We start from the raw sequence: 13,393 nt of genomic DNA, 5'->3' as shown, positions 1-13,393 counted from the left end.
TACCCGAATGCGGAGATTTCGGCGCCGAGCACCGAACCTTTCCCGTTCGGCCATCTGCCGTTCATTCGCGAGCGCTCCTATTTCGCGCGCGGGTGCGCCAGCAGGTAGTGCTCGCGGAGGGTATCGGCGGTCACCTGCGTGTAGATCTGCGTCGTCGTCACCGAGGCGTGCCCGAGCAGCTCCTGCACCGTGCGCACATCGGCGCCGCCCGCCAGCAGGTGCGTGGCGAAGGAGTGGCGCAGCGTGTGCGGGGAGACCTCTTGGCTGAGCTCTGCGCGTTCGGCGGCGGCCTTGATCACGAGCCACGCGCTCTGCCGCGAGAGCCGCGCTCCCCGGGGCCCGACGAACAGCGCCGGCGTGCCCGCACCGCGCGCCGCCATCGCGGGGCGTGCGCGCACGAGGTAGGCGGCGAGCGCTCGGCCGGCGTAGCTGCCGTAGGGCACGATCCGCTGCTTCGATCCCTTGCCCGTCACCTGCACGAACCCGCCGGACCCCAGAGCGGTGTCGGGATCCTCCACCGCGTCGGCCGTGCCGGGCGCGGCCAGCAGGTCGTCGACGTCGAGCGCCGTGACCTCGCTCACCCGTGCCCCGCTCGCATAGAGCAGTTCGAGCAGGGCGCGATCTCGCAGGCCCACCGGGTCGTCGCCGCCCGCGGCCTGCAGCAGTGCCTCGATGTCTGCGAGGGGCAGCGCCTTCGGCAATCGCTGGGCGCGCTTCGGTGTGCGCACGCCGCTGCCAGCGTGCGCGTCGAGCAGGCCTTCCTCGAAGAGAAACCGATGCATGCCGCGCACCGTCGAGAGCCGCCGCGTGATCGATGCTGCCGCGAGCGGCGGCCGGATCTCGCCGCCGGGTGTCCCGTGCGGACTCGCAAGGTCGGCCACGTACTCCGACAGGGTCTCCGGAGTTACGCACGTCAGATCGGGCACGCCTCGCTCGGCGAGCCACGCTCCGTACGCGACGAGGTCGCGTCGATACGCCGAGCGACTGTTCGCGGAGAGTCCGAGCTCGAGCGCAACGTGTCGCAGGTACCGCTCCGCACCTTCTTCCACGCTGAGCGGCATCAGCGCGAACGCTCTCCCCGCACGGCGTCGCGCCCCGTCCAGGGGAGCTCGGGGTCGCGCAGCGGACGCCAGCCCCGTGCGCGAGCGGCAGCGGCGGCGAGCACGGCATTCGCGGTGACCGTGTTCTGCACGCGACCGTCGAGCACCGCGTCCACCACGTCGTCGAGCGGCACCCACTGCGGGCGCAGTTCGGCCTCCTCCTCCGAGCGCACGTAGTCGTGCGCAACAGGCGAGAGTCCGCGTGCGAGGAAGACGCGCATCGCCTCTGTGGAGCTGCCGGGCGCCAGGAACAGGTCGAGCAGCAGATGCCAGCTCTCGGCCTGAAGGTCCACCTCCTCGGCCAGCTCGCGTCGGGCTCCCGTGAGGGCGGATTCGCCGGGGACGTCCATGAGTCCGGCTGGAATCTCCCAGAGCCGGTGCCCCGTCGAGTGCCGGTACTGCTTGATGAGGAGCACGCGATCCTCGTCGTCCATGGCCAGCACGGAGACGGCGCCTGTGTGGTCGAGGTACTCCCGCGCCAGTTCGGCTCCCCCGAACGCGACGCGATCGCGCCGCATGTCCCACACCGCTCCGTGCGCGAGCACGGTGCTCTCGCCGACGCGGACGTCGTCGGCGCGCTCGTCTGCGAGGGGACCGAACGCGTCAGGCCCTTCGCTCGCGGCCGCGCCGACGGCGTCACTCACCGTTGTCGACCTCGAAGAGCTGCGCGGCGTCCCGGCGATGGATCGCCGCTTCGACGAGCCCGGCGAACAGCGGGTGGGGCGTCCCTGGGCGGGAGCGCAGCTCGGGGTGCGCCTGAGTGGCGATGTAGTACGGGTGCACGTCGGTCGGCAGCTCGACGTATTCGACGAGCGCACCGTCCGGGCTCGTCCCGGAGAAGGAGAGACCGGATGCGCCGATCTCGTCGCGGTACCGGTTGCTCACCTCGTAGCGGTGGCGGTGACGCTCCGTGGCCGTCGGCGCCCCGTAGAGCGACGCCGCGAGGGAGCCCTCGGCGAGCGCGGCCTCGTAGAGTCCGAGGCGCATCGTGCCTCCGAGGTCGCCCCCGTCGATGATGTCGACCTGTTCGGCCATCGTCGCGATCACGGGAACCGGCGTCTCGGGATCGAACTCCGTGGACGATGCGCCTTCGAGTCCGGTCACGTTGCGCGCGTACTCGATCACCATGCACTGGAGGCCGAGGCACAGGCCGAGCGTCGGAATGTGGTTCTCGCGGGCGAAGCGCAGTGCCCCGAGCTTGCCCTCGATGCCGCGAATGCCGAAGCCTCCGGGAACGCAGATGCCGTCGACGTCGCCGAGCGCCTCGAGTGCGCCCTCGGGGGTCTGGCAGCTGTCGGAGGGCACCCAGCGGATGTTGACCTTGGTCGAGTGCGCGAACCCGCCGGCGCGCAGCGCCTCGGTGACCGAGAGGTAGGCGTCGGGGAGGTCGATGTACTTGCCGACGAGCGCGAGCGTGACTTCGCCCTTCGGGTGGTGCACGGCGTCGAGCACCGGCTGCCAGCCCGACCAGTCGACGTCGTTCGACCGATCGGAGAGGCCCAGGTTCTCGACGATGATGCTGTCGAGGCTCTGATCGTTGAGCAGCTGCGGCAGATCGTAGATGCTCGGAACGTCGATGGCGTTCACGACGGCTTCCTCGTCGACATCGCACATGAGCGCGATCTTGCGCAGGTTGTCATCGGTGACCGGGCGGTCGCTGCGGAGCACGAGCGCGTCGGGCTGGATTCCGATGGAGCGCAGAGCGGCGACGGAGTGCTGCGTGGGCTTCGTCTTCTGCTCGCCTGAGGCGCCCATGAACGGCACGAGCGAGACGTGCACGAAGAACACGTTCTTGCGGCCGAGCTCGTGCCGCACCTGGCGCGCGGCTTCGAGGAACGGCTGCGATTCGATGTCGCCGACCGTGCCGCCGACCTCGGTGATGATCACGTCGGGCCGCGGCGTCTCGGAGGCCTGCAGCCGCATGCGGCGCTTGATCTCGTTGGTGATGTGCGGGATGACCTGGACCGTATCGCCCAGGTACTCGCCGCGACGCTCCTTGGCGATGACGGTCGAGTAGATCTGACCCGTCGTGACGTTGGCGGCCTGGGAGAGATTGATTCCCAGGAACCGCTCGTAGTGACCGATGTCGAGGTCCGTTTCCGCACCGTCGTCAGTCACGAAGACTTCGCCGTGCTGGAAGGGGTTCATCGTGCCCGGATCCACATTCAGATATGGATCGAGCTTCTGCATGACGACGTGCAATCCGCGCGCCGTCAACAGATTTCCGAGACTCGCAGCCGTAAGGCCCTTTCCCAGCGAGGAGACGACACCTCCGGTCACGAAGATGTGTTTGGTGATTCCGGCCTGGTCCGCGCTCTGCTCTGTTCCCACGGGCTTCAATCTTATCAGTTCAACTCGGACAAATGGCGACGGATCTAGCGCAGCTCTTGCCGCGGCACCCAGACCTGCTTGACGATCATCAGCACCGCCGCTGTGACGGGGATCGCGATGAGGGCGCCCAGCAGGCCGAGAAGCGTGCCGCCGGCGAGCGCACCGATGACCACGAGGGCCCCCGGCACTGAGACGACGCGGTTCATGACGCGCGGCGTCAGCAGATACGACTCGATCTGCATGTAGATCAGGTAGTAGATCGCGGCGATGATTGCGGTCGTCGGCTCGTCGAACAGCGCGACGATCGTGACCAGCACGGTGGCGACGACCGATCCGATCAGCGGGATGAGGGCGAGGAAGAACACGCCGACAGCGACGAGGCCGGGGAAGGGCACGCCGACGATGGACATCATCACGAATCCGAGCACCGCATTGATGAACGCCAGGATGACCATTCCGTTGACGTACCCGCCGACGGACTTGGTCACCTGCTCGGTGATGTCTATGACCTTCGCGCGGCCCGATCTCGGCACCAGCGAGTAGAAGGCGCGCTTCATCGATTGCAGCGAGGCGAGGAAGTACAGCGACAGAATCAGTACGATGAGCCCAGCGGTCACCCCGTTGGCGATGCCGATGCCGGCTTGCCACACACCGCCGGCGACCTGCGCCCAGTTCTCGGGATTGCTGACGAAATCCTGACCGATCCCGAGCAGCTTGTCGAAATCGATGAATTGACCGAAGCGCTCGTTGAGATCGAGGAACCACGGTTGCCGCATCACGTCTCGGACGAGCCACGGAGCGCTGCGCACCAGCAGGGTGATCTGGTTCGCGATCATCGGGATGATGATGGCGAGCAGCCCCGCGATGATCAGCACGAAGCCGCTGAACACGATGCCGATGCCGATGGGACGCTTCACTCCGCGCCGGTGCAACGCGCGCACCAGCGGATCCAGGCTGAGCGCGACGAACAGCGCAGAGGCGACGTACATGAGGATCGTCGTGACCTGCTCGACCATCCCGCCGAACACCAGTGCCACGAGCACGCCGAGCGTGATGGTGAAGCCGAGCTGGAACGGCCCCCGGATCACGAACTCGCGCGTGTGAGCTTTCGCCCGTTCTTCACGGGCGTCGACCGCGGCCTCACGGGCGTCGCGGTACATCTCACGCGTGTCGGAGTCCATCTGCTCCATGTCGGCGTGCTTCACGTCTGGATGCGAATCCAGATACGCAGCCTTCGTCGCCGCATCGTCGCTGATATCCGGTTTCCTCGGGCCCTGAGCGCCGAACCGGCCGAACAACTTCACCATGTGGGGAGCGTAGCAGTCACCGCGGACATCGCTGCGCCGCGAGCGCGGACGCCGCGCGAGGCCCGCCGAGCTCGCCCGGGCGGGCCTCGGCTTCCGAGCTCGGGCCACCCTGCCCATTGGTCAGCATCCAATGTATAGTCAGTGCATGCTGAACACTACTTCTCGCCTCGACGCCATGTCGCGACTGGGGCGCGCGATGTCGGACCCGTCGCGGGCGCGAATACTGCTGGCACTGCTCGAGTCGCCCGACTATCCCGCCGCGCTCGCAGACTCGTTGGGGCTCTCCCGCACCAACGTGTCGAACCATCTCGCGTGTCTGCGGGGGTGCGGACTCGTCGTCGCAGAACCGGAAGGGCGACGCACCCGTTACGAGATCGCCGATCCCCATCTGACCGCGGCGCTGGCCGAACTCCTGCAGGTCACACTCGCTGTCGACGGCGGCGCACCCTGCGGCGACGCCGCCTGTACCGTCGCGGGATGCTGCGGCGCCGTCGGTGCGGAGACGAGCTCATGACCACCGACTCCGAAGCGCCCGTGGCCGTCGCAGCGCGACCGGCACCGCCAGCCCCGGCCAGAGCTGGTGTGCTCCGGCGCCGCATCCGCATCGTCGTGGCGTGCACGATCGCCTGGAACATCGTCGAAGCCGTGATCGCGCTCATCGCCGGAGGCATTGCCTCCTCGGCCGCACTCATCGGCTTCGGCCTGGACTCGATCGTCGAGGTGCTCTCGGCTGCGGCGGTGGCGTGGCAGTTCTCGGGGAGCGATCCCGAGCGCCGCGAACGCACCGCCCTGCGCATCATCGCCGTCTCGTTCTTCGCTCTCGCCGCCTACGTGTCGGTCGATGCGGTGCTGTCACTCACCGGTTTCAGCGAGCCCGAGCACTCGACCGTGGGAATCGTGCTCGCAGCGGTCAGCCTCGCCGTGATGCCTGCGCTGAGCTGGTTCGAACGCCGCACCGGCAGAGAGCTCGGTTCGGCATCCGCCGTCGCCGATTCGCGGCAGACCCTGATCTGCAGCTACCTTTCGGCAGCGCTCCTGCTCGGTTTGGTGCTGAACAGCACGCTCGGGTGGGCGTGGGCAGACTCGATCGCCGCCCTGGTCATCGCGGCTCTCGCGGTGCGCGAAGGCGTTCAAGCCTGGCGCGGTGACGCGTGCTGCGCGCACTCAGATTGATTCGCGCAATGCCAGGAGTTCGGCGGCGTGCTCGAGTGCGCTCCCGGAGTCGCTGAGGCCGGAGAGCAGACGCGCCATCTCGGCGAGTCGCGCGTCTCCTTCCAGACGCCGGCAGCTGCTCTCTGTGAACCCACCCGCCGAGTCTTTGACGATCTGCAGATGGTTCGACGCGAAGGCCGCGACCTGCGCCAGGTGCGTCACCACGATGACCTGAGACGTGCGCGCGAGGCGAGCGAGACGCCGACCGATCTCGATCGCTGCGGCACCTCCGACGCCCGCGTCGACCTCGTCGAACACGAAGGTCGGCACCGGATCGACCCCGGCGACGACGACCTCGAGCGCGAGCATCACGCGCGACAGCTCTCCCCCGGAGGCGGTCTTCGCGACCGGCCGGGGGGCCGCGCCGGGATGCGGACTCAGCAGCAGCTGCACGTCGTCGCCCCCTGATCCGCCGAGCGTCGCCGCCGGCGACACCTCGACGACGAACTCGGCGTCGGGGAGCGCGAGCTGCCGCAGCTCTGCCGTGACGAGCTCTGACAACCGGACGGCCGCCGCTGTCCGCTGCTCTGTCAACCGCGCAGCAAGGTCGCGCTCGCGCTCCGTCTCGGCTTCCAAGCGCTCCGACAGCTCGTCGACCAGGCCGCCGTCGCCGTCGAGCTCCGACAGACGCTCGGCAGCGTTCTCGGCGGTGGCGATCACCGCGGCGCTGTCGGCCCCGTAGAGCCGGAAGAGCCCGTTCAGCGCCGCAAGGCGATCGTTCGCGCGCGCGAGCTCGCCGGGGCCTTCCTCATCGAGATCGCCGGCGTAGGCGGCGAGTTCGGTTGCCGCATCCGCGATCTGGAAGCTGACGCCCCGCAGCGTTTCGAGCACGGCCGCGAGCCGAGGGTCGAACTCGGCGACCCGCTCGAGCTCGCGCACAGCGTCGTCGACCAGTCCGCCAGCGTCTCTCACGAGCGGCTCGTCGGATTCGCTCGCCAACGCCTCGTGCGCGGCGGACGTCGCGGCGCGCAGTGCCTCGACGTTGCTCAGCAGCTCGATGCGGCCGGCGAGCTCGATCTCCTCGCCCGCCTGCGGGTCGACGGCGGCGATCTCCTCCAACTCGGCGCGCAAGCGCTCGGCTTCCGCGGTTCGTTCGTCGCGTGTTTCCGTCAACTCCTGCACGCGCGCGCTCAGCTGCTGACGCTCCTGGTGGCTGACCCGATACTCGGCGAGCGTGCGAGACAGCTCCTCTCCCCCGAAGCGATCGAGCGTCTCGCGCTGCGCCGCAGTCGATTTCAGGCGCAACTGCTCCGACTGCCCGTGCACCGCGAACAGGCGATCCGCGAGCCTCCCGAGACTTCCCACGGGGGCGCTGGCTCCGCCGACACCCGCGCGACTGCGTCCTTCCGCGCTCACGGTTCGGCTGAGCACGAGCTCATCGTCTTCGATCTCGCCGCCCAGCTCGTCGACGATGTCGGCGACGATCGGATCGGAGGTGCGCACGATCCCGTGCACGCGCGCCTGAGTTGCACCGGCTCGCACGGCACCGGCGTCACTGCGCTCCCCCATGAGGAGCCCGAGCGCGCTGACGACCATGGTCTTGCCGGCGCCGGTCTCGCCGGTGATGGCCGTGAACCCCGCGCCGAGCGGCACGGTCGAGTCGACGATGACCCCGAGATCCCTGATCCTGAGCTCTTCGATCATGCGACCTCACCTCCGCGACGACTGCCGCGCCATCCTGAGGTCGGCAGGTGGAATTTACGCACCAGTCGATCCGAGAAGACCCCGGCGTTCAACCGAGCGAGCCGCACCGACTGCGCGGATCGGCTGACCGTCACGATGGATCCAGCCGGGAGCTCCGTGCGTCTGCGCCCGTCGCACCACAGGACCCCCGGCCCGATGTTCTCGGGGAGAATGCGCACGCGCAGCTCAGAGTCGGTGCCGGTGACCAGCGGACGGTTGAACAACGCGTGAGCGGCGATCGGAACGATGAGCATCGCCTGCACCGTCGGCCAGACGATCGGTCCGCCCGCGGAGAAGGCATAGGCGGTCGAGCCAGTGGGGGTCGCGAGCACGACGCCGTCGCACGCGAACGTCGAGATCGGCCGACCGTCGACCCCGATCTCGACCTCGAGCATGCGCCGCTGCTTCTCGACGCTGGCCTCGTTGAGCGCCCAGGTGTCTGCGATCAGCCGTCCGTCCAGGCTCGCGCGAACATCGACGGTCAGGCGTTCCTCGACCGTGTAGTCGCGCTGCAGCACCCGATCGATGGTCGTCGTGAGATCGAAGCTCTCCATCTCGGCCAAGAATCCGACATGGCCGAGATTCACTCCCACGATGGGGCACTCCGAGCCTCGGAGCAGCTCGGCCGCCCGCAGGATCGTGCCGTCGCCGCCGAGCACGATGGCGGCTTCGAGCTCCGTCACCGCCACGTCCGCGCCGAGCAGTGCGATGCGCTCGACTTCGAGGTGCGGAGAGAAGTCGTCCCGGTCTTGCGCGTCGAGCACGGGAACGACGTCGGCGGCGAGCAGCGCGGTCACGGCTTCGACTGTCGCGGCGACCGCCTCATCGCGATGCGTGTGCGACACGATCAGGATCCGCCGTGGTTCGTCGACCTGCATGCTCATCGCCCTTCGTCCGCTCGTGCTGTATCGATGCTCGGCCGCGCTTCGGGAGCCCCTGTGAGCTCGGCGATGCGCGCCTCCCATTCTGTCGGAAGCGCATCTGCAGCGCGCACGAAATACCCGAGGAACTCCCGGTTTCCGTGCGCCCCGATCACCGGTGAAGCTGCGAGGTCGCGCAGTGCGAACCCGTGCTCGGCAGCGGCCTGGAGCACGGTGCGGACCGCGTCGCCCCACTGCGCGGGCGAGGTGACCACGCCGTCTTTCACGCGACCCACTTCGAACTGCGGCTTGATGAGCAGCACGAGCTCAGCTGCAGGTGCCGCGCACGCCGCGATCGCCGGAAAGACGAGCCGGAGCGAGATGAACGACAGATCGGCGACGACCAGCGTCGGGGCGTCGGCGACCCCGGTATCGGCGGCGAGATTGGCCGGCGTGAGTGCTCGCGCATTGCGCCCCTCGACGAGCTTCACGCGATCGTCATCCCGCAGTTGCTGGGCGAGCTGATCGTGGCCGACATCGATCGCCTGCACGATGCGCGCGCCGCGCTCGAGGAGGACCTGCGTGAAGCCGCCCGTCGAGGCTCCGAGATCCAGGGCCACGCGCCCCGAAGGATCGATGGCGAAGGCCTCGAGCGCCGCGAGCAGCTTGTGCGCTGCACGGCCCACGTAGTGGTCGGCCCCGTCCACCGTCACCAGATCGCCCGCGACGACCTTCGCGCCCGGCTTTACGGCGACGGCCCCGTTGACCACGACCTGACCGGCGCCGATGAGTTCTGTCGCACGGCTGCGCGAGCGGGCGAGGCCGAGTAGCGGCACCACCCGATCGAGGCGCTCGGCGGTGCCGCCCCAAGTCGCCTGGAGCTCCGCGCTCACGGTCGCCGCGCCATCCCGCGTCTCACCACGATGCGTCTCCGGCTCGCCGCCCTCAGACGGCGCCATGATCGCCTCGCTGCAACTCGGCGAGCAGTTCGTCGTGCACCTGCTCGAATTTCTGCGCACGGTGCGAGAGCGGCTGGGACTCGATGAGTTCGATCCGGCTGAGCAGGCCGTCGTCGGCCTCGCCCGTGCCGAGGTCGAAGGAGTCGGCCGCCGACGGGAGGCCGCCCTCCGCGGCGCCACCCGCCTCAGGGCTCGTCCGCTCCTCGCGATTCTCGGTTTCGCTCATACGTCAAGACTAGCGAGGACGTCGGACACGCACCCGTGGCTCAGCGCCAGTGATCCTCGTACAGAATCTCCGGCACCTTCAGCCCGTAGATGGCGAGACCCGAGGCCCAGATCGCCGCGCATCCCGCCCGCAGCAGGTTGATCGCCGAATCGCCTTCGGCGACGACCGACGCGATGTGGCCGTCCATGCGCACCTTCGCCGTGCCCACCTGGACGGTGCCGTCTTTCAGGCGTTCCGTCGTCGGGTACGGCTCGTGGAGTTCGGCGAGCGTCGCCACGATGTAGTCCGGACGCATGTCTTGAGACGCCGCGACGAGCTGCTTCGGTCGATCGACACCGGTCAGCACGTGCAGTGAGGGGATCCCCGCAGCGAGCGCGCCTTTGATATCGGTGTCGAGTCGGTCGCCGATCATCAGCGCATTGCGTGTGCCGAAGCGCGCGAACGCCGCCTCGAAGATCGGCGTCTCCGGCTTCCCCGCGAACACCGGGAGCCGCTGCACCGCCGTATGCACCGCTGAAACGAGTGTTCCATTGCCCGGAGCCAGACCGCGTGCCACCGGGATCGTCCAGTCGGTGTTCGTCGCGATCCACGGGAGCGGATCTCGCCCCGGCTCCTCCGCGAGCGCGAATGCGGCCTCCGCGAGGTGCGCCCATCCGACATCGGGCGCGAAGCCCTGCACGACGGCAGCGGGATCGTCCTCGGCACTGCGAGTCACTTCGAAGCCCGCTTTCCCGAGCTCGTCGACCAGCCCGTCGCCACCGACGACCAGCACGCGGGAACCGGCGGCGACCGTCTGTCGGAGCAACGAGACGGCCGCTTGCGGGGACGTGACGATCTCTGCGGCTTCGGTGTCGAGGCCCAGCTCACGGAGGTGCTCCGCCACCGATGCATCGGTGCGGGAGGCATTGTTCGTCACGTACCCGATGCGTACGGCGCGCGCAGCCCGATTGAGCTGTTCGACCGCGTGCGGGATCGCGTCGGGCCCGCGGTAGATCACCCCGTCGAGATCCGCGAGCAACAGCTCGCGGCCCTCGATCGGGGCTGCGCCGAGCGCAGTGGCACGTTTCCCGAACAGCCCCATCAGTCGCGCTGCTCCGTCCGCTCTTCGGCTTCGTCGCCGACGTCGGTCGGGTCGTCCGACTCGGCGAACGACTCCGAACCGTCGTCGGGCTCGGACGCCGTGTCGACGCCGGAAGCGAGGCCGGTGATACCCGCGGCAGCGAGCAACTCGTCCACCTCGTCCTCGATCGACATCTCCGCCTCGGGCAACGCCGCCTCGGGCAGAGCCGCCTCGGGCAGCGCCGCCTCGGGCGCTTCAGCTTCGGTCCGCTCCTCTCCGATCTGACCAGCCGGCTCCTCGTCGGCCGGCTCTTCTTCGGCCGGCTCCTCTTCGACCGACTCCACGATCTCGCGATCCGCCTCGATATCGGCATCGGTCTCGTCGGAGCGATCCGCATCGTCCGAAGGGTCGGACTCGTCGGCTGCCTCGTCCACGCCTGCGAACTCGCCGATCACCTCTTCGGCCGCCTCGTTCTCGAGCTCGGCGTCACGCTCCTCTTCGATGGCATCCTCATAGACCTCGAAGACCTCGAGCTCGTCGAGCGATCCATGGTGCGCCTGCAGTGCTCGTGCTGCCTGCTCCGCTCGCTCCAACCATTTCGCGGCCTCAGCAGAACGACCGAGATCCTCGAGCACCGCGGAGTATGCGGCGAAGAGATCGGGGCTCCACGAGAACGCCTTCGTCGGGTTCAGCTCAGGAATCTCGAGCTCGAAGAGCGCCTGCTGCGTCTGCCCGAGGTCCAGGCGAGCACCCGACATCGCGATCGCGAGGTGCACCCGCTGCTCGGTGTCCAGGCGCGAGGTGTCCGCTTCGAGTCCGGTTTCGATCGCCTTATCGGGGCGCCCCAAGCCGCGCTCGCAATCGACCATCAGTGCGACGTGGCCATCCAGGCCGCTCAACCGCCGATACGTTCGCAGCTCCCGCAGTGCGAGCGCATAGTCACCTGTTCGGTAGGCGGTGATCGCCAAGGTTTCGCGAGCTACGGGGATGCGGCCGGCTCGGCGGTTCGCCGAGAGAGCGTGCTGGTGCGCGAGTTCCGCGTCATCGTCGATGAGGAAGGCCACCATGGCGAGGTGACGGGCCACACGCTCCTGCACGTCCGCCTGCAGCGTCTTCAGCTCATTGCGCGCCGACGGGTGCAAGTCCTTCGGCTCGACCTCGTCGGGAAGCACGGGGTCCCGGTGATCGGACCGGACCGGTCGGAGTTCATGCTGCAGGCGCTCGGCCTCGGTGAACACACGCTCGCGACCACCGCGGTCACTGCGGCCGGCGCCTCGGGTTCCGCCGCGTCCGTACCCGGGGGCGTCATCGCGCTGCGCACGCTCATCGCGGCCGCCGAAATCGCGCCGCGGAGCGCGATCATCGCGCTGCGGACGACGATCTCCGCGGTCCCCGCGGTCGTTGCGATCACCGAAGTCACGGCGGGGCGCACGGTCGTCGCGGTCACCGAACTCGCGGCGCGGTGCGCGATCCCCCCGATCATCGCGCTGCGGGCGACGGTCGTCCCGATTCCCGAAGTCACGGCGAGGAGCACGATCCCCCCGATCGTCGCGGCGGGGTACCCGATCATCGCGGTTGCCGTACTGCGGCCGCTGCGAACCACGATCATCGCGGTTCCCGTACTGCGGACGCTGACGATCCCCATCGCGCTGCGGGCGACGATCGTCCCGATCACCGAAATCGCGGCGAGGAGTACGATCATCACGATTGCCGTACTGCGGACGCTGCCGATCGCCATCACGCTGAGGCCGCTGCGAACCACGATCGTCACGGTTCCCGTACTGCGGACGCTGCGAACCACGATCGTCACGGTTCCCGTACTGCGGACGCTGCGAACCACGATCGTCACGGTTCCCGTACTGCGGACGCTGACGATCCCCATCGCGCTGCGGACGGCGATCGTCCCGGTCACCGAAATCGCGACGGGGCGCACGATCGTCACGATTGCCGTACTGCGGACGCTGCCGATCGCCATCACGCTGCGGCCGCTGCGAACCACGATCATCGCGGTTGCCGTACTGCGGACGCTGCGAACCACGATCGTCACGGTTTCCGTACTGCAGGCGCTGACGATCGCCGTCGCGCTGCGGGCGGCGATCGTCCCGATCACCGAAGTCACGGCGAGGAGCACGATCTCCCCGATCGTCGCGGCGGGATGCCCGATCATCGCGGTTGCCGTACTGCGGCCGCTGCGAACCACGATCATCGCGGTTCCCGTACTGCGGACGCTGACGATCCCCATCGCGCTGCGGGCGACGATCGTCCCGATCACCGAAATCGCGGCGGGGCGCACGATCATCACGATTGCCGTATTGAGGCCGCTGCCGATCGCCATCACGCTGCGGGCGCTGCGAACCCCGATCGTCACGGTTCCCGTACTGCGGACGCTGACGATCACCGTCGCGCTGCGGGCGGCGGTCACCGGAATCACGGCGACCTTCACCACGCTGATTACGGGGGCCACGATCCGAGGAGTCGTTCCGATCGGGTCGTTCATTCATAAGGTGCCTCCGAGAATCAGCGCTGTTGAGATGTCTATAAAAAGCGAAAGGGTCGTACAGTGTGTGCCGTCTCTGGCTTACACTGTACGACCCTTTCTGTAAAAGGTGTCCGGCGGTGTCCTACTCTCCCACAAGGTCCCCCTTGCAGTACCAT

13 protein-coding genes are annotated in these 13,393 nt (G+C 68.4%); 3 read left to right on the top strand and 10 right to left on the bottom strand.

Features of this window, described 5'->3' with window-relative positions; translation table 11 throughout:
* Nucleotides 1-77: 77 nt before the first annotated feature.
* The 4 genes from WFH23_RS09800 to WFH23_RS09785 are packed head-to-tail and all read right to left on the bottom strand — an operon-like array spanning nucleotide 78 to nucleotide 4,738.
* Entirely contained in the window at nucleotides 78-1,061 is a 984-nt protein-coding gene (locus tag WFH23_RS09800) for a site-specific tyrosine recombinase XerD (RefSeq protein WP_336662380.1), read from the bottom strand.
* On the bottom strand, nucleotides 1,061-1,744 hold the full coding sequence (locus tag WFH23_RS09795; RefSeq protein WP_090151290.1) for an NUDIX domain-containing protein: 684 nt from the start codon (nucleotides 1,742-1,744) through the stop codon (nucleotides 1,061-1,063). The genes WFH23_RS09800 and WFH23_RS09795 overlap by 1 nt, the downstream gene beginning before the upstream one ends.
* Nucleotides 1,737-3,431 carry a CTP synthase gene (locus WFH23_RS09790; RefSeq protein ID WP_090151293.1) on the bottom strand — a complete coding sequence of 565 codons (1,695 nt, stop codon included), beginning with the start codon at nucleotides 3,429-3,431 and terminating at the stop codon, nucleotides 1,737-1,739. The genes WFH23_RS09795 and WFH23_RS09790 overlap by 8 nt, the downstream gene beginning before the upstream one ends.
* 44 nt (nucleotides 3,432-3,475) lie before the next feature.
* The gene (locus tag WFH23_RS09785; RefSeq protein ID WP_090151296.1) at nucleotides 3,476-4,738 is read right to left on the bottom strand and encodes an AI-2E family transporter; all 1,263 of its coding nucleotides are present in this window, start codon (nucleotides 4,736-4,738) and stop codon (nucleotides 3,476-3,478) included.
* A gap of 145 nt (nucleotides 4,739-4,883) precedes the next feature.
* Between WFH23_RS09785 and cmtR the strand changes: the two genes are divergently transcribed.
* Entirely contained in the window at nucleotides 4,884-5,252 is a 369-nt protein-coding gene (gene cmtR / locus WFH23_RS09780) for a Cd(II)/Pb(II)-sensing metalloregulatory transcriptional regulator CmtR (protein ID WP_336662379.1), read from the top strand.
* Nucleotides 5,249-5,911, top strand: a complete 663-nt coding sequence (locus WFH23_RS09775) for a cation transporter (protein WP_336662378.1) — start codon at nucleotides 5,249-5,251, stop codon at nucleotides 5,909-5,911. Before cmtR ends, WFH23_RS09775 begins: the two co-directional genes overlap by 4 nt.
* Here WFH23_RS09775 and recN read toward each other — a convergent pair.
* From recN to WFH23_RS09745, 6 genes are read right to left on the bottom strand one after another with little or no spacing between them, the layout of a single operon-like run.
* A complete protein-coding gene (gene recN, locus WFH23_RS09770; protein ID WP_336662377.1) occupies nucleotides 5,903-7,594 on the bottom strand; it encodes a DNA repair protein RecN in 1,692 nt (563 codons plus the stop codon). The genes WFH23_RS09775 and recN overlap by 9 nt on opposite strands.
* Entirely contained in the window at nucleotides 7,591-8,517 is a 927-nt protein-coding gene (locus WFH23_RS09765; RefSeq protein WP_090151307.1) for an NAD kinase, read from the bottom strand. The genes recN and WFH23_RS09765 overlap by 4 nt, the downstream gene beginning before the upstream one ends.
* Entirely contained in the window at nucleotides 8,514-9,452 is a 939-nt protein-coding gene (locus tag WFH23_RS09760; protein ID WP_336662376.1) for a TlyA family RNA methyltransferase, read from the bottom strand. Before WFH23_RS09760 ends, WFH23_RS09765 begins: the two co-directional genes overlap by 4 nt.
* Nucleotides 9,439-9,678, bottom strand: coding sequence for a hypothetical protein (locus tag WFH23_RS09755; protein ID WP_336662375.1), 240 nt, complete (start codon nucleotides 9,676-9,678; stop codon nucleotides 9,439-9,441). Before WFH23_RS09755 ends, WFH23_RS09760 begins: the two co-directional genes overlap by 14 nt.
* Nucleotides 9,679-9,718: 40 nt before the next feature.
* Nucleotides 9,719-10,759 (bottom strand): HAD-IIA family hydrolase, encoded by a 1,041-nt coding sequence (locus WFH23_RS09750; protein ID WP_336662374.1) that lies wholly within the window; start codon nucleotides 10,757-10,759, stop codon nucleotides 9,719-9,721.
* A complete protein-coding gene (locus WFH23_RS09745) occupies nucleotides 10,759-11,910 on the bottom strand; it encodes a hypothetical protein (RefSeq protein WP_336662373.1) in 1,152 nt (383 codons plus the stop codon). Before WFH23_RS09745 ends, WFH23_RS09750 begins: the two co-directional genes overlap by 1 nt.
* Nucleotides 11,911-11,919: 9 nt before the next feature.
* On the opposite strand from WFH23_RS09745, the gene WFH23_RS09740 reads away from it, so the two are divergent.
* Nucleotides 11,920-13,341: a hypothetical protein gene (locus WFH23_RS09740; RefSeq protein ID WP_336662372.1), complete on the top strand. Its 1,422-nt coding sequence runs from the start codon at nucleotides 11,920-11,922 to the stop codon at nucleotides 13,339-13,341.
* Nucleotides 13,342-13,393 lie beyond the last annotated feature (52 nt).

The organism is Leucobacter sp. USHLN154 (genome assembly GCF_037145595.1).
In the GTDB taxonomy this organism is placed as follows: Bacteria; Actinomycetota; Actinomycetes; order Actinomycetales; family Microbacteriaceae; genus Leucobacter; species Leucobacter alluvii.
This window is presented reverse-complemented; position numbering and strand designations above follow the sequence as displayed.